General features: G+C 65.1%; 20 protein-coding genes and 1 riboswitch. Of the genes, 8 read left to right on the forward strand and 12 right to left on the reverse strand.

Going from position 1 to position 20407, the window contains the following annotated elements; translation table 11 throughout:
- The first annotated feature begins 6 nt into the window (after window positions 1-6).
- Entirely contained in the window at window positions 7-777 is a 771-nt protein-coding gene (locus MWU77_RS06005; RefSeq protein WP_169687011.1) for an SDR family oxidoreductase, read from the forward strand.
- A gap of 1 nt (window position 778) precedes the next feature.
- Here MWU77_RS06005 and MWU77_RS06010 read toward each other — a convergent pair whose 3' ends face one another.
- From MWU77_RS06010 to MWU77_RS06020, 3 genes are read right to left on the reverse strand one after another with little or no spacing between them, the layout of a single operon-like run.
- On the reverse strand, window positions 779-1684 hold the full coding sequence (locus MWU77_RS06010) for a CoA ester lyase (protein WP_169687012.1): 906 nt from the start codon (window positions 1682-1684) through the stop codon (window positions 779-781).
- A complete protein-coding gene (locus tag MWU77_RS06015; RefSeq protein WP_169687433.1) occupies window positions 1681-2886 on the reverse strand; it encodes a CaiB/BaiF CoA-transferase family protein in 1206 nt (401 codons plus the stop codon). The genes MWU77_RS06010 and MWU77_RS06015 overlap by 4 nt, the downstream gene beginning before the upstream one ends.
- Window positions 2887-2908: 22 nt before the next feature.
- The gene (locus tag MWU77_RS06020) at window positions 2909-4312 is read right to left on the reverse strand and encodes an LLM class flavin-dependent oxidoreductase (RefSeq protein ID WP_247273168.1); all 1404 of its coding nucleotides are present in this window, start codon (window positions 4310-4312) and stop codon (window positions 2909-2911) included.
- A 107-nt stretch (window positions 4313-4419) separates the two neighbouring features.
- On the opposite strand from MWU77_RS06020, the gene MWU77_RS06025 reads away from it, so the two are divergent.
- Complete coding sequence (locus MWU77_RS06025) at window positions 4420-5130, forward strand: GntR family transcriptional regulator (protein ID WP_169687013.1); 711 nt, start codon at window positions 4420-4422, stop codon at window positions 5128-5130.
- Between the two features lie 23 nt (window positions 5131-5153).
- Here MWU77_RS06025 and MWU77_RS06030 read toward each other — a convergent pair whose 3' ends face one another.
- Entirely contained in the window at window positions 5154-5693 is a 540-nt protein-coding gene (locus MWU77_RS06030) for a flavin reductase family protein (protein ID WP_247273169.1), read from the reverse strand.
- A gap of 60 nt (window positions 5694-5753) precedes the next feature.
- Between MWU77_RS06030 and MWU77_RS06035 the strand changes: the two genes are divergently transcribed.
- Window positions 5754-6713, forward strand: coding sequence for a CoA ester lyase (locus MWU77_RS06035; RefSeq protein ID WP_169687015.1), 960 nt, complete (start codon window positions 5754-5756; stop codon window positions 6711-6713).
- Window positions 6714-6817: 104 nt separating this feature from the next.
- Here MWU77_RS06035 and MWU77_RS06040 read toward each other — a convergent pair whose 3' ends face one another.
- From MWU77_RS06040 to prpD, 3 genes are read right to left on the reverse strand one after another with little or no spacing between them, the layout of a single operon-like run.
- Window positions 6818-7942, reverse strand: a complete 1125-nt coding sequence (locus MWU77_RS06040; RefSeq protein ID WP_247273170.1) for a bifunctional 2-methylcitrate synthase/citrate synthase — start codon at window positions 7940-7942, stop codon at window positions 6818-6820.
- A complete protein-coding gene (prpB, locus tag MWU77_RS06045) occupies window positions 7942-8856 on the reverse strand; it encodes a methylisocitrate lyase (protein WP_169687017.1) in 915 nt (304 codons plus the stop codon). Before prpB ends, MWU77_RS06040 begins: the two co-directional genes overlap by 1 nt.
- A complete protein-coding gene (prpD, locus tag MWU77_RS06050) occupies window positions 8856-10358 on the reverse strand; it encodes a 2-methylcitrate dehydratase PrpD (protein ID WP_247273171.1) in 1503 nt (500 codons plus the stop codon). Before prpD ends, prpB begins: the two co-directional genes overlap by 1 nt.
- Window positions 10359-10502: 144 nt before the next feature.
- Here prpD and MWU77_RS06055 point away from each other — a divergent pair, with 144 nt between their 5' ends.
- Together MWU77_RS06055 and MWU77_RS06060 are read left to right on the forward strand one after the other, a co-directional pair.
- On the forward strand, window positions 10503-11927 hold the full coding sequence (locus MWU77_RS06055; protein ID WP_169687019.1) for a short-chain fatty acyl-CoA regulator family protein: 1425 nt from the start codon (window positions 10503-10505) through the stop codon (window positions 11925-11927).
- Window positions 11928-11955: 28 nt separating this feature from the next.
- Window positions 11956-12186 carry a WhiB family transcriptional regulator gene (locus MWU77_RS06060; protein ID WP_308198769.1) on the forward strand — a complete coding sequence of 77 codons (231 nt, stop codon included), beginning with the start codon at window positions 11956-11958 and terminating at the stop codon, window positions 12184-12186.
- Between the two features lie 24 nt (window positions 12187-12210).
- Here MWU77_RS06060 and MWU77_RS06065 read toward each other — a convergent pair whose 3' ends face one another.
- The 5 genes from MWU77_RS06065 to MWU77_RS06085 all read right to left on the reverse strand — a co-directional run bounded on the left by MWU77_RS06065 (window position 12211) and on the right by MWU77_RS06085 (window position 17643).
- Window positions 12211-12987: an ABC transporter ATP-binding protein gene (locus MWU77_RS06065; protein WP_169687021.1), complete on the reverse strand. Its 777-nt coding sequence runs from the start codon at window positions 12985-12987 to the stop codon at window positions 12211-12213.
- Window positions 12984-14033 (reverse strand): iron ABC transporter permease, encoded by a 1050-nt coding sequence (locus MWU77_RS06070; protein ID WP_247273173.1) that lies wholly within the window; start codon window positions 14031-14033, stop codon window positions 12984-12986. The genes MWU77_RS06065 and MWU77_RS06070 overlap by 4 nt, the downstream gene beginning before the upstream one ends.
- Window positions 14033-15079, reverse strand: coding sequence for an ABC transporter substrate-binding protein (locus tag MWU77_RS06075; RefSeq protein ID WP_169687435.1), 1047 nt, complete (start codon window positions 15077-15079; stop codon window positions 14033-14035). The genes MWU77_RS06070 and MWU77_RS06075 overlap by 1 nt, the downstream gene beginning before the upstream one ends.
- A gap of 51 nt (window positions 15080-15130) precedes the next feature.
- Window positions 15131-15324, reverse strand: a riboswitch (cobalamin riboswitch).
- Between the two features lie 34 nt (window positions 15325-15358).
- On the reverse strand, window positions 15359-16102 hold the full coding sequence (locus MWU77_RS06080; RefSeq protein ID WP_169687022.1) for an IclR family transcriptional regulator: 744 nt from the start codon (window positions 16100-16102) through the stop codon (window positions 15359-15361).
- Window positions 16099-17643: an APC family permease gene (locus tag MWU77_RS06085; protein WP_169687023.1), complete on the reverse strand. Its 1545-nt coding sequence runs from the start codon at window positions 17641-17643 to the stop codon at window positions 16099-16101. Before MWU77_RS06085 ends, MWU77_RS06080 begins: the two co-directional genes overlap by 4 nt.
- Window positions 17644-17894: 251 nt before the next feature.
- On the opposite strand from MWU77_RS06085, the gene MWU77_RS06090 reads away from it, so the two are divergent.
- Genes MWU77_RS06090 through tatA form a run of 3 tightly spaced genes read left to right on the forward strand, consistent with a single transcriptional unit; the run spans window position 17895 to window position 20405 of the window.
- A complete protein-coding gene (locus tag MWU77_RS06090; protein WP_169687437.1) occupies window positions 17895-19469 on the forward strand; it encodes an FAD-dependent oxidoreductase in 1575 nt (524 codons plus the stop codon).
- Window positions 19470-19494: 25 nt separating this feature from the next.
- Window positions 19495-20169, forward strand: coding sequence for a Rid family hydrolase (locus tag MWU77_RS06095; RefSeq protein WP_169687024.1), 675 nt, complete (start codon window positions 19495-19497; stop codon window positions 20167-20169).
- Window positions 20169-20405, forward strand: coding sequence for a Sec-independent protein translocase subunit TatA (gene tatA, locus MWU77_RS06100; RefSeq protein ID WP_240958953.1), 237 nt, complete (start codon window positions 20169-20171; stop codon window positions 20403-20405). Before MWU77_RS06095 ends, tatA begins: the two co-directional genes overlap by 1 nt.
- Window positions 20406-20407: the final 2 nt, after the last annotated feature.

The raw sequence follows: 20407 nt of genomic DNA on the forward strand, positions 1-20407 counted from the left end.
ACGGCAATGAATAATTCGTCACCGATAGTCGTCACGGGTGGCACCGGCACCGTCGGCCATCATGTCGTCGACCGTTTGCGCGATGCCGGACGCCGGGTGCGTGTGGTCAGCCGTCACGACCGATCCGGCGACACGAGAACCGGACTCGAGTGGGCAGTCGCCGATCTGGGCCGTGACGAAGGCATCGAGCGTGCGCTGGCGGGGGCCGACACCGTGGTGCACTGCGCGACCGGCTACTCCCGACGTGCGGATGTCCGCGCCGCTCGGCACCTCTTCTCGGCTGCACGGGTCGTCGGAATCGAGCACGTCGTGCTCATCTCGATCGTGGGCGTGGACCGGATCCCCTTCGGGTACTACATGGGCAAGGTGGAGGTCGAACAACTGCTGGAACGATCCGGGCTCGGCTACAGCATCCTGCGCTCCACACAGTTCCACGAACTGATCGCCGGCCTGTTCACCCGCCAGAGACGCCTACCGGTTCTTCTCACCCCGGATATCCGGATCCAGCCGATCGCTGCGACCGAAGTCGCCGACGAACTTGCCCGACTGGCTGCGGCCCCACCGGCCGGTCGGGTACCGGAGGTCGGCGGACCCGACATCATCGACGCCCGCGATCTCGCCCGGACCTACGCCGCGTCGATCGGTGCACGAAAGAGGATCTGGCCGATCCGGCTCCCCGGGCGCGCATTTGCGGCGTTTCGTGCCGGAAACAACCTGACCCCGGAGCGGGCGGTCGGAGTCCGGACCTTCCGCGAGTACCTGGCCCTCCGACCGTGAGTCACATCCCTGCCTGCGCCAAGATTGCCTCGGCAAGTTTCACATGTGCGGCATCCACCAGCCGGCCATCGACGCTGGTGGCGCCCAGCCCGCGCGCTTCGGCCTCCCGATAGGCTTCGAGATTGCGCTTCGCCCGCGTGATCTCCTCCTCGGTCGGCGAAAATACGGTGTTGGCGATCGCTATCTGCGACGGATGGATGGCCCATTTCCCGTCGAATCCCAGCGATGCGGCATGCCGTCCATCCTGCTCGTATCCTGCTTCGTCCTTGAAATCCGGGTAGGGCGCGTCGATTGCGCGCAGGCCCGCGATCCGAGCAGCCGTGAGCACCTTCATCCGCGCGTAATGCCAGAAGTCCCCCGGATACTCGTCGCGGGGCTTGAAGTTCGTGTCGACCCGTGCGCCTTGCGACACCGACAGATCACCGGCACCGAAGATGAGTGCATCGAGCCGACCGCTTGACGTGGCGATCTCTTCTGCGTTCGCCACCCCCGCGACATCCTCGATGAGCACCTCGAGCCGAATACGTTTCCTCATCCCGAGCGTGTCCTCGACCTGCGTGAGCAAGGTGTCCACCCACCAGACATCCCGCGCGGCAGTCACCTTGGGCACGATGATCACGTCGAGGTTCTCACGGGCGCCGGTGAGCACCTCGACGACGTCCCCGTACGCCCAGCGGGTATCGATGCCGTTCATACGGATCGCCCGGGCCGTGCGCCCCCAGTCGCACTCGTTGAGTGCGCGAACGGCCTTGCCGCGGGCTTCTTCCCGCTCAGCCGGGGCACAGGCGTCCTCGAGGTCGAGGAACACGAGGTCGGCATCGGAGGAGGCGGCCTTCGCAAACATCCGTTCGTTCGACGCGGGTGTCGCGAGTTCCGACCGCCGGATCGGACGTGGCAGCGAGGTCATGAGGCGTTCCTTCCGGACGTGATGATGTGTCGGTCGCACAGATCGGCGATCTGCGGGTCGGTGAGGCCGAGCACCTCGGTGAGGACTTCCGCGGTATGGGCCCCCAACGCAGGCCCCAGGCTGTCGACGATTCCGGCACTCCCCGAGAATCGCGGTACCGGAGCCTGAACGAGCATGCTCTCGAGATCCGGATCGTCGATCCGGACGAACACCCCGCGCGCCTGCATCTGCTCGTCCTCGACGAGCTGGGAGATATCGTAGACGGGCGCCGCAGCAATCTCTCCCGCTTCGAACACGGCCATCGCGTCGTCGAGGGTGTGCTGCGCCACCCATTCGGCCACGATCTTGTCGACCTCGTCCAGATGCGCGAGACGCCGTTGCGGATCGGAGAAATCGGGATCGTCGACAAGGTCGTCGCGCCCGATCGCCCGGAACACCCGCAACGCGATCGTCGGAGAGCTTGCCGACATCGCGAGCCACTGGTCGTCCTGCGTCCGGTACGTGTTGCGGGGTGCGGAGATCCCCCACCGGTTCCCCGCGCGCTGCGCGATCTCGCCGGTCTGGTCGTAGGTGAGCAGCGACTGTTCGAGCAGACGCGCCAACGGGTCGACCAGATTCACGTCGATCAGCTGACCGTCCGCACCGTGGACATCCCGGTGGTACAGCGCCATCATGATCGAATACGCGGCATTCAACGAGGCCACCCCGTCGGCGAGCATGAACGACGGGAGTGTCGGTGGGCCGTCGGATTCGCCGACGGTGTGGGCGAATCCGCTCATGGCTTCACCGAGCGTCCCGAATCCCGGTCGCGACGACTTGGGTCCGGTCAGGCCGAACCCGGTGACGTGCAACATGACGATCTTCGGGTTGACCGCCCTGAGAGACTCGTAGTCGAGCCCCCATCGGGTAAGGGTGTGCGGCCGGGTGTTCGCGACGACGACGTCGCACTCCGCAACGAGACGTCGTACGAGTTCTTGACCGTCCTCGGTGCGGAGATCGATCGTGACGGAACGCTTGTTGCGTCCGAGGCTCTTCCAGACGAGTCCGATCCCGCCCTTCTGCACACCCCATCCCCGGATGGGGTCGCCGCCCTGCGGTTGCTCGACCTTGATCACCTCGGCGCCGAACTCGCCGAGATACGTGGCCGCAAGTGGTCCGGCCGCCAGGGTTGCGAGATCGAGAACCCGGATACCGTGCAGCATGGTGCTGCGCGACGGTTCGGGATCAGGCATGCTCGACCACCCGGTCGTCCACAAGTTCGGTCTGCGCGCTTGCAGTCATGAGGTTCTCGGGGCGCTCGAGCCCCAGGTTCTCACGCAGCGTGGACCCGGTGTACTCCTCACGGACGAGTCCGCGCGCACGGAGTTCAGGCACGACAAGCCGCACGAAGTCTTCGAATGCGCCAGGGAAATGAGTTGCAGCGATGACGAATCCGTCGCACGACCGCGACTGGAACCATTCCTCCATCTGCTTTGCGATCTGGGGGCCGGTGCCAACGAAGCGAGGTCCCTGCAGCAGGGTGGCGCGGTGGTTGGCGAGGACGCGCAGGGTCAGTTCCTGGTCTCCGATGTGACGCTTGACGCCCTGCACAAGGCCCCGGATGCCGGAGACGCTCTCGATCAGCTCGTCGGTGACGACGTCGTCGAGGCTGTGACCCGAGAAGTCGTGGTTGGTGACCTCGGACAACAGGGTCAGTGACGCCTGGGGGTGGACGAGGTCGTGCAGGAAGATACTCTCCTTCTGTTGCGCGATCTCCTCGGTCTCGCCCGGGATGACGTAGACCATGGGCAGAACCCGCACCGCGTCCGCCGCCCTGCCGTACTCGGTGACAAGCGCCTTCTGATCGGCGTAGTGCTCTGCAGCGACAGCCTGGCTGGGGTCGCCGGTGAAGATGAGATCTGCCCATTTGGCGGCGAACTGGCGCCCGCGCCCGGATTGGCCGGCCTGGATCAGCACGGGCCTGCCCTGCGGCGTGCGCGGCACGGTCAGCGGGCCTTGGACATCGAAGAATTCACCGTGGTGATCGACTTCGTGGACCTTCTCCGCGTCGGCGAATATACCCGACTGCCGGTCGGCGAGGATCGCATTGTCTTCCCACGAATCCCACAGTTTGGCAACGACTTCCACGAATTCTTCGGCGCGGTCGTAACGCTTGTCGTGGTCGAAGTGCTTGTCCACACCGAAGTTGCGCGCCTCGGCGTCGTTCACCGACGTGACGATGTTCCAGGCCGCGCGTCCACCACTGAGATGGTCGAGTGTCGCGAATGTCCTTGCAACATGGAACGGCTGGTAGTAGGTCGTGGAGTAGGTCGCTCCGAGGCCCAGATGCGTGGTCGCGGCTGCGGCAGCGCCGAGAATCGCAGTGAGGTCGAGTTTGATGGGCCGCGCGCCGTAGCGAACGGCGTCGGCGACGGAGTTGCCGTAGATGCCGGGCATCGCAAGCCGGTCATCGAAGAACATCAGATCGAAGCTGCCTTCCTCGAGGACCCGCGCGATTCGCTGGTAGTAGGCCAGGCTCAAGTAGTCCTGCGCCGAATTCGGGTATCGCCATGACCCCGAGTACACGGACACGTTCGACGCCTGCATGAACGCCACGAGCGTCATCTGGTCGGTTCTGCGCTCTGCCATGGAAATGCTCCCTTGCTGGAAATAAACACATCTGATCTCAACTGATATATTTAATGCTCGGTGATAGATTGTCAACACCGAAATGCGTGTAAGGAAAAGGGGTCGCGATGACGGAGACCGACCGGGGTCCGTGGATCGTCGGCGAGACGTCGGACGAGACCTCGTCGAAGCAGACGGGCCGTGAACGCGTGCGCGCCGCGCTACGTCACCGGATCCTGTCCGGGGACTTCTCCCCCAACGACCGCATCGACCTCGACGCCGTCGCAGAGGAGTTCGGAACCAGCCGCACGCCCGTACGGGAGGCGTGCCTGGCGCTCGCGCAAGAAGGCCTGGTCCGCGTCGCGCAGCGCAGTGGCATCACCGTCATCGGGGTCTCCCCGGAGACCATCATCGAGAATTTCGCGCTGATGGCCGCGTTATCCGGGGTCGCATCACAGTGGGCCGCAGGTCGGATCACCCACCAACAGCTCCTCCGCGTACGCGAACTGCATCGAGAGATCCGCGTCGCCGCAGCCTCCGGCGACGACATCGCCACCCTCAATTGGCTGTTCCACCGCGAGATCAACAAGTCGTGCGGGTCGACACGCCTACAGGGAATGCTCAGCGACGCCGGGCGCATGATTCCCCAGCGATACTTCGAACTCTTTCCCGAACGCGTGCCCTGCAGCCTCGACGAACACGACGCCCTCATCGGAGCGCTCGCCAGAGGCGACGGCGCCGAAGCCCGGCGCATCACCGAGCAACACTTCGCCGGAGCGGCGCAGATGCTGAGCACCTACATCGCCCAGGCCACCCGCAACGGCACCCCGCCCCGATAGTTCTTCCTCCTCGAGCGCTCTTCCTACTCGAGCCGCGAGTGGTCGCCGAGGCTGTGCCACCCGCGGTCGTGGTAGACGAGCGGTGCACTGGAGTGCCCGCCCATACGGTCGCCGACTCCGGACATGCGAACTTCCTGCACGTCGACTTCCAGCGCCTCGACGACGATCACCCGCGCGGCCCCCGCCTTCACACGCTCCACGGCCCGAGCACGGATCCGGGTGTGCACGTCGCGGAAATACACCTCTCCGGTGGGCATCCTTTCCCAGAGCGACACATCGGCGAAGCGATCGATTCCGCTGGTGGCGCCGAGTTTGGCGAGATGCAACTGTTCCGCCCCGAGGAGGTGCACCACCACCGTGTCGGCCACAGCGATCGTGGGCGAACTCGACGAAGCGTCGGAGACCGAGAACATCAGCATCGGAGGGTCGGCGCTCACCGATGCCACCGACGTGGCTGTAAGCGCCACCGGTCCGCCCCCTGCGTCAGCGGTGACGAGTGCGACGCCCGCCGGGTGAGCGCGGAACGCGGCGGTGAAACGGCTCGGGGTTGAAGTCGTGGACACGACCGTATATTACTCATATTCAGATACATCAGTACAGTCTGAATATATGAAAGGTGTCCCATGAGCACCCGCACCATCCGCCCGAGGCGCAGCACCCTCGCAGTACCCGGATCGAATCCCAAGATGATCGACAAGGCCCGCGGGCTGCCCGTGGATGCACTGTTCCTCGACCTCGAGGACGCGTGCGCACCGAACGCCAAGGCCGCAGGCCGCAAGATCATCGTCGAATCGCTCGAAGCCGGCGGATTCGGCGACAAGATCCGGACGGTGCGCGTCAACGACTGGACAACGCCCTGGACCTACCGCGACGTCGTAGACGTGGTCGAAGGCGCAGGCGCGAATCTGGACTGCATCATGCTCCCCAAAGTGCAGGACGCCGCGCAAGTGCGCGCCCTCGACATGCTCCTGACCCAGATCGAGAAGTCGGTCGGGCTCGAGGTCGGCAGGATCGGAATCGAAGTACAGATCGAAACCGCTTCGGGACTCATCGCTTTGGACGCCATCGCCCAGGCAAGCCCGCGAATCGAAACGCTCATCTTCGGCCCCGCCGACTTCATGGCGTCGATTCACATGAAGTCGCTCGTAGTAGGCGAGCAGCCGCCCGGATACGACGTGGGCGACGCCTACCACCACATCCTCATGTCGATCCTCATGGCCGCGCGCGCCCACGGAAAGCAGGCCATCGACGGCCCCTACCTCGCTATCAAGGACCTCGACGGACTCGGACGCGTCGCCGGACGCGCGGCTGCACTCGGATTCGACGGCAAATGGGTGCTCCACCCCACCCAGGCCGACGTGATCAACGAGACCTTCAGCCCCGATCAGGCCGACTACGATCACGCCGAGAACATCCTGGACGCGTACGAATGGTGCACTTCGGAAGCAGGCGGATCCCGCGGCGCAGCGATGCTCGGCGACGAGATGATCGACGAGGCCTCCCGCAAGATGGCATTGGTCATCTCCGGCAAGGGACGCGTGGCGGGCATGACACGCACGTCGGTGTGGCAACCTCCGGAATGACCCGAAGTGGCCCCCACCGGATCATCGGTGGGGGCCACTTCACAAGCGCGCCCCGGGACAGGAGACGGTGACGGAAACAGCCCGCGGCGCCGCTGTGGTGGGTGTCAGGCCACGACGGATCGTTGTGGAACACCCGTGTATTCGCTGAGCGGACGGATCAGCGCATTGGATTCGCTCTGCTCGATGATGTGTGCCGTCCAGCCGGTGATACGGCTCATCACGAAGATCGGCGTGAACACCTCGATGTCGAATCCCATGAGATAATATGCAGGGCCCGTGGGGAAGTCGAGGTTCGGCTTGATTCCGGTGGCGTCGGCCATCGTCTTCTCGAGGATGTCGTACATGCGCACCCACTTGTCGCCGTCGGTGTGGGCAGCAACGTCGCGGAATGCCTGCCGCATCGTCGGAACGCGCGAATCACCGCTCTTGTAGACGCGGTGGCCGAAGCCCATCACCTTGTCCTTGCGAGCGAGCTTGCCGCGCATCCATTCTTCGGCACGTGCCGGTTCGTCGATCTCGAGCATGTCGTGCATGACGGCCTCATTGGCGCCGCCGTGCAGCGGACCCTTGAGTGCACCGATCGCCGCGGTCACGGCACTGTAGATATCCGACATCGTCGAGGTCACCACGCGCGCTGCGAATGTGGATGCGTTGAAACTGTGCTCCGCGTACAGGATCAGCGACACCTCGAACGCCTTGACGATCTCGGGGTCCGGCACCGCTCCGAAGCACATGTTCAGGAAGTTCTCGGCGAAGCTCAGAGAATGGTGCGGCCGGACCGGGTCGAGACCGCGGCGACGGCGATGGTCCGCTGCCACGATCGTCGGCAGAACCGCCATCATGCGCAGCGACTTGGCGCGATTCGCGGCGGGAGTGCTGTCGGCCTCCGCCGGATCCTCGGCACCGAGATAGCTGATCGCGGTCCGCACCACATCCATCGGGTGGCAACTCTCCGGCAGCTTCGCGACGAGCGCGAGCAGCGAACGATCGGCCCGACGTTCGGAACGTTCGCGCTGCATGAACAACGTCAGTTCCGCATCGGTCGGCAACTCACCGTTCCACAGTAGGTACGCCACCTGCTCGAAACTGCAGTGAGCGGCCAGATCCTGCACGGCGTAGCCGCGGTACGTCAGGGAGTTCGTCTCGGGCACCACCTTGGAGATCGCGGTGGTGTCGACGACGACGCCGGCCAAACCCTTGTAGATCGTCGGAACAGCGGTGTCTGTCATCACTGACTCCTGTCGAGGGTGAAATTGAATATCCCGGAATCAAATTCGTTGTAGCGCTCGTACTCGAGTACCTCGTACAACCGCGAGCGTGTCTGCATCTCGTCGAGCAGGGTCTCCTGCGTTCCCTCCTCATGGATGACCCGCAGTCCCTTCTCGATGGCACCCATGGCCAACCGCAGTGTGGTCACCGGGTAGATCACCGCGTTGTAGCCGACCTTCTCCAGAACTTGCGCGGGGATCAGCTGCGACTTGCCGAACTCGGTCATGTTCGCCAGCAACGGCACATCCACTGCGGCGCGGAACTTCTCGAAGTCCACCGCGGTGTGCAGTGCCTCGGTGAAGATGAGATCTGCACCGGCATCGGCGTACGCCTTCGCACGGTCGATCGCAGAATCGATTCCTTCGATGCCTGCGGCGTCGGTGCGGGCGCAGATCACGAAGTTCGGGTCGCGACGAGCCGCCACCGCAGCACGCAGGCGGCGCACCATCTCGTCGGTGCCGATGATGGCCTTGCCGTCGAGGTGCCCGCATCGCTTGGGATTGACCTGATCCTCGAGGTGCAGTCCGGCGACCCCCGCGTCTTCGAGAACGGTGATGGTACGGGCCGCGCTCATCGGCTCACCGAAGCCGGTGTCGGCATCGACGAGTACCGGCAGATCGGTCACGCGGGCGATCTGGGCGCTGTGTGCGGCGACCTCGGTGAGGGTGGTCAGCCCGATATCGGGAAGCGCCAGTGCGGCCGAGAAGGCGCCACCGGAGATGTAGACGCCCTCGAACCCGATCTCCTGGACGAGTTTGGCCGTGAGCGGGTTGATAGCGCCGGGCAGACGCGTGATGCTGCCCGATTCGAGGCCTTTCCGGAAAGCAATACGCTTGTCCGCGGGCGTTGTGGAGGCAGCGATCAGACCCGTCATCAGAACAGGCCCTTCGGCAGCTTCGGTGCACGCGCCAGCACGTCGTCGGACACGGTGAACGTGAGTTGGTTCAGCTCGCCGGCCTTCAGTTCCGCGACACGCTGGGCTGCCCCGAGGAAGCGCTCCTGCTCTGCTGTCGCGACAACGCCCTCGGCGAGGATCCGGAACTTCTCGATGTATTGGGTGCGGGCGAACGGGCGCGCACCGAGCGGGTGAGCGTCGGCGATGGCGAGTTCGTCGACGATGACATCGCCGTTCTTCAGTGTGACCTCGGCGCGGGCACCGAATGCCTTCTCCGCCGGGTCGGTGGAGTGGTAGCGGCGCGTCCACTCCGGATCCTCTGCGGTGGAGATCTTGTTCCAGAGCGCGATCGTGTCGGGACGCTGCGCACGCTCGGGTGCGTAGGAGCGCTCGTGATGCCACACGCCGTCCTGCAACGCGACCGCGAAGATGTACATGACCGAGTGGTCGAGGGTTTCACGCGAGGCCTGCGGATCGAACTTCTGCGGGTCGTTCGAGCCGGTACCGATCACGACATGCGTGTGATGGCTGGTGTGCAGCACGATCGACTCGATCTGCTCGAGGTCGCCGATGCGCTCTCGCATGCGACGGGCCAGGTCGATCGGAGCCTGACTCTGGTACTCGGCCGAGTGCTCCTTGGTGTAGGTCTCGAGAATTGCGCGCTTGGCCTCCCCCGGCGCGGGCAGCGGAACGTGGTACTCGGCCTTCGGGCCACCGAGCAGCCACGCGATCACGCCGTCCTCACCCTCCCAGATCGGCGACGGCGCGTCCTCGCCGCGCAGAGCGCGATCGACGGCCTCGACCGCCATCTTGCCAGCGAAAGCGGGAGCGTAGGCCTTCCAGCTGGAGATCTCGCCTTTGCGGGACTGTCGCGTGGCCGTCGTCGTGTGCAGAGCCTGCCCGACGGCCTGGTACACGGTCTCGCTGTCGAGTCCGAGGAGCGTGCCGATACCGGCTGCGGCGGACGGTCCGAGATGCGCAACGTGGTCGATCTTGTGTTCGTGCAGGCAGATCGAGCGAACCAGGTCGACCTGGATCTCGTAGCCGGTGGCGAGGCCCCGGATCAGCTCGGCACCGCTGCGTCCGGCGTGCTGGGCCACGGCGAGGATCGGCGGGATGTTGTCGCCCGGATGCGAGTACTCGGCGGCGAGGAAGGTGTCGTGGAAGTCGAGTTCGCGCACCGCGACCCCGTTCGCCCACGCTGCCCACTCCGGTGAGTAAGTGCCGCCGATGCCGAAGACCGTCGAGCCCGGTGTATACGGGTGGGTCCGGGCCTGTGCCCGAGCATTGGACACGGAGCGGCGGGTCAGCGACGCCGCCGCGACTGCGGCGTTGTCGATGATGCGGTTCACGATCATGTCTGCGGTGTCGTCCGGGACCTCGACCGGGTCGGTCGCAACCTCCGCGATCCGCCAGGCGAGGTGCTCTTCCTTCGGAAATTCTTCCGCCGACCGATGGGTGCGTACGAGATGTGTCTTCACTGGATCCTCCGAACGTCGACGCTTCGATTTGCACGCTACGCAGGCTTCGCCAAGTTGGAAATCCCTTGCATATGCCTATTTTTGCGGAACACATCGAGCAAATTTGTAAATCTTGCGAATGTTGGAAATGTTAGATTCACAGCCATGCAGAAGATGTACGCCGGTGCGCGGCTACGCCGCCTGCGAGAGGAGCGCGGCCTGACGCAGACCGCGCTTGCGCACACGCTCGGACTGTCGACGAGCTACGTCAACCAACTGGAGAACGACCACCGTCCACTCACGGTGCCGGTACTTCTACGCCTGAATTCGATGTTCGATCTGGACATGGCGTTCTTCGCTGCCGACACCGACGCGCGACTACTCGCCGATCTACAGGATGTACTCGCGGAAAGTCCCGAGGCCGCGGATGTCTCACTGTCGGAGATCGACGAATTGCTGTCGCGGAATCCTTTCGCCGCGCGGGCACTCGTCGGCCTCTACAGGAGACTGCGCGGCGTCACCGAACAGCTCGAACAACTCGCCCCTGGTGATCCGGGCGCCGTCGCCGACCAGTCCGCCACGACACCCTACGAGGAGGTCCGCGACTTCTTCTACGACCGCCGCAACCACATCGCCGAACTCGACGATGCCGCCGAGGAACTGTTCACCAGCCGGGGACTGACAGTCGGCGGGCTCGATCTGCAGTTGAGCGGTCTGCTGCACGACGAGCACGGCATCACCGTGGTCATCCGCACCGACGAACCCGACCGTATCGGTCCGAAACGCAGCTACGATCCGGTTGCGAAGATTCTGACCCTCGCGCGACGCCTGACACCAGGACAGCGCGCATTCCAGCTGGCGACACAACTCGCGTTCATCGCGCACGCCGGCACTGTCGACGCAGTCGTCGCGGACGCCGAGGGCTTGCCCGAACGCTCACGTGCCCTTGCGCGTGTCGGCCTGGCCAACTACTTCGCCGGGGCACTGATCCTGCCGTACACCCAATTCCTGCGCTCCGCCGAGGCGATGCGGTACGACATCGACCTTCTCGGCGCGAAGTTCGAGGTGGGTTTCGAAACGGTGTGTCACCGGTTGTCGACTCTGCAGCGGCCAGGGCAGCGCGGGGTGCCGTTCTTCTTCGTCCGCACCGATCGAGCCGGTAACATATCGAAACGCCAGTCCGCCACCGCTTTCCATTTCTCCCGCGTGGGTGGCAGCTGTCCGCTGTGGGTTGTGCACGATGCATTCACGTCGCCGGGACGCATCCTGACGCAGGTGTCGCAGATGCCCGATGGCCGTACCTACCTGTGGATCGCCCGCACCACCCATGAGGGCGCCCCCGGCTATCTCGCCGCCAAAAGGGATTTCGCAGTCGGTCTGGGCTGCGATATCGGCTACGCCGACAAACTTGTCTACTCGCGAGGGTTGCGTCTCGACGATCCCGACACCACGGTGCCCATCGGCGCGGGTTGTAAAGTGTGCGACCGCCCGTCGTGCACCCAGCGGGCATTCCCGCATCTGGGCCGCACCATCCGGATCGACGAGAACAACGCGGGCCTCGTGCCCTACTCCGCCACCGAGCGCCGGTGAGATGCACGAGCGACACTTGGATCAGGATGTGGACTGGTGGGCACAGGCCGATTGCCGGTTCTTCGGTCCCTCGGCCTTCTTCGGACCCGACTCGGAATCGCCCGCCGAGCGACTCCGCCGTGAGCATCACGCCAAGCGGATCTGCGCCGGTTGCTCTGTCGTCGACAAGTGTCTTCAGTACGCGGTCGACAGCAGCGAACAGTTCGGGATCTGGGGTGGGACCTCGGAACGGGAACGTAAGTCCCTGACCCGTGCGTGATTTCGGTATCCGGAACTACCAGAATCACGCACGGGCAGCCGGGCTGCGCAACCTGTGGTAACGGATCACGGGAACTCCGTCATCGACCTCGACCGTTGCATGAACGCCGTACACCCGCTCGACCAGGTCAGCGGTGAGCGCCTCGACCGGTGTGCCGTGCGCGACGATCCTTCCCCGCGAGAGCACCACCACCCGATCGCAGAACATCGCGGCGAGATTGAGATCGTGCAACGCCACGTAACTGGTCACCGGAAGAGCCGCGACACGCTCGAGAATGTCCAGTTGATGTTGAATATCGAGGTGGTTCGTCGGCTCGTCCAGCAACAGCTCTTCAGGTTCCTGCGCGAGGGCCCGAGCGATCTGCGCTCGCTGACGTTCACCACCGGACATCGAACGCCACAACCGCCCGGCGAACTCGACCATCCCCGTCACTTCGAGCGCCCGGTCGATAGCGGCGCGTCCGCCTTCGTCGCGCCCGAACGCATCGGAGTGGGGAATACGACCGAGTCGCACCACATCTCGCACCCGAATGTCCACCTCGGTGTGCGCATGCTGCCCGACCATCGCTACGCGGCGCGCCAGTCGTCGCCGACCTAGGCTCCCGATATCGGTTCCGTCGAGAGTCACCGTCCCGTCGTCGGGACGATCGATGCCGGCAAGCAGGCGCAACAGCGACGATTTTCCTGATCCGTTCGGCCCGAGCAGCCCGATGGTCTCCCCCGGCACCGGGTCGATCGTCACGTCGTCGATGACGAGGTTTCCGCCGCGGCTCCACCGCAGCGACTGCGCAGAGAGTGTCACGGCGTACTCCTCGTACGGAACAGGATCAGCGCGAAAGCCGGGACGCCGATCAAAGCGGTCACCACACCCACCGGAACCTCCTGCGGCGCAAACACAGTGCGGGCCACCGCGTCCACCCACACCATGAACACCGCGCCCACCACCGCGGTGACGGGCACGAGATGACTGTGCCGGGGGCCCACCAGGAATCGTGCTGCGTGTGGAAGGACGAGACCGACGAACCCGATCGCACCCGCGGCACTCACCAGCACGGCCGTGATCAGAGCGGTCACCAGTAGAAACATCAGGCGAGTACGGCCCACCGAGACGCCGAGCGTCGCAGCGGTCGACGAACCGAACGTGAATGCGTCCAGGGAGGATGCTTTGATCAGGCACACGAAGATACCGAGCGCGCACACCGCGCCGCAGAGCACCACATCGCTCCACGTGGCGCCCGACAGCGATCCCAGGAGCCAGAACAGCACACCACGTGTCCGCTCCGCGTCAGCGGAGGAGATCACGATGAACGACGTCAATGCCGAGAACAGTTGGGTTCCCGCAACTCCTGCGAGAACCACACGTGAGGTACCGCCACCTGCGCCGGTGGCGAGCAGCAACACGAGCGCGAACGACGCGAGCGCACCCAGGAATGCGCCGCCCGACAGCGACACTGCGCCGCCCCCGATACCCAGCACCGCAATCATCACGGCTCCCGTCGAGGCACCCGACGAGATCCCCAGAACGAACGGATCGGCCAGCGGGTTGCGCAAGAGCGACTGCATGATCACCCCGCACACCGCGAGACCGGCGCCGCACACCGCGGCCAGCAGGGTCCGCGGCAGCCTCAGCTCCCAGACGATCCCCTCACGGATCGCGCTGACCGAACTCTCAGCGAGCCCCAACCGGTCGAAGATGACGGCGTAGACGTCCGGCACGGACAGTTCGGCCGGGCCGATCGTGACCGTCACAGCGATCGAAAGCGCCAGTACGACCAGTCCGATCGCGACGACGACTGCTGCGACCGGGCCACGCTCGGTAGGCGACCGATCCTTCGTCGCCGACACCATCAGCCCGCGAGATTCCACTGGCGCAATGCGGCGGCGACCTTCTCGATTCCGTCGATCGTGCGGATCGACGGGTTCATGTCGGCACCGTTGACGACGATGTACCGCTGGTTCTGCACGGCCGTCAGACGCTGGGTCACCGGATTCGTTTCGAGGAATTCGATCTTGCTGTCCAGCGCGTCACCCGCAATGCTGCGCCGGCTCAGGTCTCCGAGTACGAGGGCAGTGGGATCCCGATCGAGGACCGACTCCCAGCTCACCTGCGGCCACTCGTTCGTGGTGTCGTCGAAGACGTTCTTCGCACCGACGGAGTTGGTGATGATGCCCGACGAACCGCAGCACCCCGCGACATACGGGGTGGCCGTGTCGGCGAACCAGTACGCGAGAGACACCCCGGAGGCGTCGATCTCACCCGCGGCCGTCTCGTACCGCTGCCGGAGCTCGGCGACGAACTCTTCACCGCGCTCGGTGACGTCGAAGATCGCGGCGAGTTCGCGAACCTCCTTGTACACCGCGTCCATCGTCAGCGGCTCGGTGCGGTTGCCGTCGGAGTTGACGCTGTTGTCGTCCTTGCCGTCGCAGTCGGTGGGCGAGAGGTAGGACGGCACCCCGAGCTGCTCGAACTGCTCCGCGGTCGCGACGCCGCCTTCGCCTAGGGTGCCGCCGAACGATGCCGACACGAAGTCGGGTTCGGTATCGAGCACGACCTCGAACGACGGATTGTTGTCGGCCAGGCGCGGGACCCGCTCGTTCTCGGCCGCGAGGTTCTCGCGCACCGGATCGGTCCACGTCGCGGTGCCGACCATGCGCTCGGCCAGGCCGAGCGACAACAGGATCTCCGTCGACCCCTGGTTGAGCGATACGGCACGCTGCGGCGGGGCGTCGACCGTGACCTCGCGGCCACAGTTCTCGATGGTCAGCGGGTAGTTCGTCGACCCCGACGCGGCGCGGGTCTCCTGCTGATCGGCGGCGTCGGAGCCGGTATCGCTCGACGAGCAGCCTGCAACTGTCATCGCTACTGCGACAAGGGCGATACCTGCGCGCAGCATCGTGCGCCGCCCCTTGCGGGCGGAAAATATTGAATCGATCATGTCCATCCTCGTGGTACCTCTTCGGCCGACACAGGTGTCCTGGCTCCCGGATCGATGCTTTCCCCCGGCCTTCCAGCCCGTGTGGGCCGTGACCATGCGTTGGAGGGCAGCTCCTCGGTGACAGTTGCGGGACAGCCCCGGATTCACACCGGTGTTCCCTACGTCGGTTCGAACAGTACAAGACCGGCCTCGGCCTCCGAGCGCATGGATGCCTCGTCCACCTCGGTCCGCTCGTGATCAGAGGACGGCTCGCGACCCCCGAAGCAGCGAGGCGTACGACCGCAACAGCTCCCAGACGGTCGGATCATTCACGTCGAGCCTTCCGGTGCGTCCAGTGGCGGCCAGCGCTCCGGTGAGCCGTCCGTCGCTCGAGCGCACGGGCACGGCCAGTGCGGTCCGCCCGATACGACTCTCATCGACCTCGTGGGCAGCATCCGAGTCCTGAACGCCCCGCAGCTCCGCCATCAGCTCCGACGGCTCGATCTTGGTGCGCTCGGTGACTCGGCGCAGTCGGCCGGTCCCGATCAGTTCGGGCCGCTGTGCCAGAAGCAACTTGCCGATCGCCGACGCATGCAGGTGCGTGGTCCACGTCGATTCGCCGGACAGTTCGTGGTCGGGGTCGCGGTCCACCAGGTGCACTCGACCACCGCTGTAGGAGGCGAGGTAGATGCCGTACCGGGTCCGGGTCCGCAGCTCTTCGACGACACGACCCGTTTCGACGTCCTGCAGTGGATCGGGCGCGGCGGAGGCGAGTTCGCGGAGCCGACGGCCGAGCGCGAAACCGGACAGATCCTCCACACGCACGAGATACCCGTCGGCCACGAGGAGGTTGAGGAGCCGGTATGCGGTCGCGGGCGGGGTTCCGGTGAGTCTGGCGATGTCCCGCGCCGACGCGCCCGTACCCAGTGTGGCAACGGCCTCGAGCATCGCGAGGGCACGTTGAACGGATCGCGGCTCATGCCCACCCGAGCCGACGCTCATCGCTGCTCCGCACCCGGATGGTCGGCACCGACGAGCGCCATGTCGCCGCGGGCATTCTCGGCGAAGGCTGCCGAACCGGGAAGCACGTCCTCCGAACCGGGGCTGTCGAATATCCCGACATCGGCGAGACTCGCCGGGCGCGCACGACTCAGGTACCGGTACCAGAGCATAGCAATCACCGGAACAGCGACGACGGCGATGAGTCCCGCGAACCGTCCGTCCAGTACATGACCGGCGACGATGAATCCGATTACCGCGACACCGGTAGCGGTTCCGAGGCCACCCATCAGAGCGATCGCCGGCGTCGACTCCCGGATCCGGGCGAGAAACGCTACCGCCGAGGCAGCTACCAGGACGTAGGCGATCAGGAGTGCGACGCGCAACGTGACGTTGATCCAGTCCGGTCTGGAACCGAAGACAGCAAGAACCGACGCGCCGATAGCGAGGACCGTCACCGCAGTGGCGAGCGCTGCATACGGGGTGCACAGGCGGCTGTGCACAGTCCCGAGGATCCTCGGCAGTACCCCTTCGACGCCCATCGAATACAGCAATCTCGATACGGCATTCGACGAGGCCATCGCGGACGCAAGCCACGAGCAGCACATACCGATATGCAGCAGCGCAACAACCACCGGACTCACACCGGTCGATGTGCCGTGCAGGTATGCCCCGACCACGGCGTCGGCGTGTCCGCTCCAGGCTGCCCATCCTGCGAAGACGAACAAGGTTCCGCAGATGATCGGGGTGGCGAGCACTGTCCGGGTGACGGTGACCATCGGGCGACGCGCTTCGGGGCCGATGAACGTCGCACTCTCGAATCCGGCCAAGGCGAACAGGGCAGCGAGGACCACGGGAAGCCACATCCCGGTACCGCCACCGGAAAGCGGTTGCACCGGAGTCGATTCCCCACCGGCCACCATCATCAGCCCGATGATGAACACCAGTGAGCAGACCTCGATCACGAGAATCGCGAGTGCCGCGAAACGAACTCCACGTACCAGCGCGACAAGAATCGCCGCAGCGATCCCCAGGTACACCGTGAGGGTCGCCGGGCCACGGATCTCGACCCCGCACAATGCCGCGATGGTGATCACCGCCAGCCCACCGGAATACAGACTCAACGCACCGCTGACCAGATACTTGACTGCCATCGCGATGCCGGTGACCAGGGCAGCACGTGCACCGAGCCCCTTCGCGACGAATGCGTAGAGCCCACCGGACGCGACCATCCTCCGAGTGAACTGCGTGGTGCACCAGGCGATCATCGTGACGAATACCGCAGCTGTGACGATCGCGATCAGACCCGACGTCGAGGCCGATGCGGGTGTGTTCGTCGCTGATGCCCTGTGGTTCAGCATGGTGACGGGCAGCAGCACCATGGAGGCTGCCGGCGCTGTGGTGGCAACGGATTGAGCGAGAACCTCCCAGCCCGACAGCTGTCTGCGACCGAGCGCATGGAGGGGCGACACCGCGGCACGCCGCGGTTCCTGACACGCGAACGACCGCGCGATGGCATCCGCCAATGCAGATGTCTCTGCCATGACACCTCCCGCTCCTCAGTGGACTCGACGCCGGCCTCGCAGAACCTAGCCACGCTATGTTTCCCGAGTGTTTCGGGCGTGAGTCATGTGTCGCCGATCCGAGTGAGAAGACGTCGTCCGATCGTTTCCCACTCGCCGCCGCGTAACCGTTGCGTCGCCGTATCGATCCGGAATCACACCCGTTCCACGATTGGTGCCGACAACGACAGGGCGATGGGAGACACGAAGTGAGCGTCACCAGAAGATCATTCATGCGAGGCCTGAGCATGACCGGCGGCGTCGGACTGGCCTACGGGGCGATGTCCACACTAGGTCTCGCGCCGGCGGTGGGCGCCCCCAGCCGGTTTCAAGCCCCCACGATGGGCGACCTCATCGGGAAGGCACCCGGCTCGCAGTCCGTGGTCGTGCTCGGCGGCGGACCCGCGGGCCTGTGCGCGGCCTACGAACTCGGTAAGGCCGGCTACGCCGTCACGGTCCTCGAGGCCCGCACCCGACCGGGCGGGCGTGTCTATTCGGTGCGCGGCGGCACCACGGAAACCGAGATCGGCGGGGAGCGCCAGACCTGCACGTTCGCCGATGGGCACTACTACAACCTCGGTGCCACACGCATCCCTCAGAATCACATCACCCTCGACTACTGCCACGAACTCGGCGTGGAGATCCAGCCGTTCGGCAACCAGAACGCAAACACGCTCGTCAACTATCAGAGCAACACCCCGCTATCGGGGCAGTCGGTCCAGTACCGTGCTGCGAAAGCCGACACCTTCGGCTATATGTCGGAGCTGCTACACAAGGCGACGTCGAGGGGCGCTCTGGACGACCTGTTGTCCCCCGACGACAAGGACGCACTGTCAGAGTTCCTCAGCGATTTCGGTGACCTGTCCAGCGACGGACGCTACATCGGCTCGTCGCGCCGCGGGTTCTCCGACGAACCCGGTGCCGGCCTCGATTTCGGCACCCGGACCGAGCCGTTCGCGATGCCCGACGTCATCCGCTCGGGACTCGGCCGCAACATCAGCTTCGAGTTCGGCTACGACCAGGCCACGATCATGATGACACCGGTCGGCGGCATGGACCGCATCTATTACGCCTTCCAGGAAAAGATCGGCACCGACAAGATCCAGTTCGGTGCCGAGGTTACGTCGATGAAGAACGTCCCCGACGGTGTCACCGTGGCCTACACGCAGGACGGCTCGCGCAAGTCGATCACCGCCGACTACTGCATCTGCACGGTCCCGCCGAACCTGATCGGGCGCCTCGACAACAACCTACCCGCCGATGTCCTGAACGCGCTGACCGCTGCCGTCCCCGTCTCCGGCGGCAAACTCGGAATCGAGTACACCCGCCGCTGGTGGGAAACCGAGGACCGCATCTACGGCGGGGCATCGAACACCGACAAGGACATCAACCAGATCATGTTCCCGTACGACCACTACGGCTCGGACCGCGGTGTCGTCGTCGGGTACTACACCAGCGGCAGACGGCACCTCGCCTTCGAATCCCTCACTCACGAACAGCGTCTGGCGAAGGCGGTCACCGAGGGCATGGCGATTCACGGCGACAAGTACGGCCGCGACATCGCCTCCTCGTTCTCGGGAAGCTGGCGCCGGATGAAGTATTCCGAAGGCGCCTGGGTGAGCTGGAAGGGCTCGAGCTACGGGCACAGTGACAGCGCCACCCCCGAGTACGAGCTGCTACTCGAGCCTGTCGACCGGATTTATTTTGCAGGCGACCACCTCTCGAACGCGATCGCATGGCAGCACGGCGCGTTCACTTCCGCCCGCGACGTCGTCACCGCGCTGCACCAGCGCGTCGCAGCGACCTAGCCACCACACACATTCAGGAGACATCATGAAGCGAAACACTTTTCGCACTGCAACACTGGCCGCGAGCCTGGCAACTACTGCGGTCGTACTGACCGCCTGCTCGTCCGGGAGCGATGACCATGCCGCGCCCGACGAGCCCACCGTGGCCGCTCAGGCCGTGATCCCACCGGGCGAGGCGAACCCGATGATTGCCGAGGGCGTGACGATCAGCGCCGGGGCGACCATCTACAAGTCCAGCGGTCTCGGCCCGTCCGCGTCGAACTCGGCTGCGCCACAGGGTAGCCCGGAGTCATATATCCCCTCGCAGTTCAGCGGCGGAGCATTGCCGGACGGCGTCACGTTGACCGAGGCGCAGGGCATCAATGTGCTCGAGAACATTCGAGCCAACCTCGAATCGCAAGGTCTGACTCTTGCCGACGTCACGACCATGCGAGTGTTCCTCGACAACGCGCCCGGTTCCGATCGGGCCGACTACGCCGGCTGGAACCGCGCCTACCGCCAGTTCTTCGCCAACACGAACCTCGAGACCGGCGACACCGAACTCGTCCCGCTCGGTACCGCCGAACCCGCAGCGCCGCTCGAGCGAAACGAGGCCCGCCCGAGCCGGTTCGCACTCGAGGTCGGCAGTCTCCCCGTGCCGGGCTGGCTCGTCGAGGTCGAGGTCGATGCGGTGTATCCCACGGACGAGGCAATCGGCTGATGGGTGCGATGAGCCCGGCGCACTGGGCGATCGTCGCGGTGGTCCTGCTGGTTCTGTTCGGGTCCAAGAAGCTGCCCGAGGCCGCCCGCGGTCTGGGCAGGTCGCTGCGGATCCTCAAGTCGGAGGTCGGCGAGATGCATACGGACGAGCCCGCTGCTCTCGGCAGTCCACATCAGGATCCGGCGCATGAACCTGTGAACTCCGCGCGGGCCGCGAAAGCGGAGAGCAGTCCGTAGTT

The organism is Rhodococcus sp. F64268, from assembly GCF_023015605.1.
GTDB lineage: Bacteria > Actinomycetota > Actinomycetes > Mycobacteriales > Mycobacteriaceae > Rhodococcus.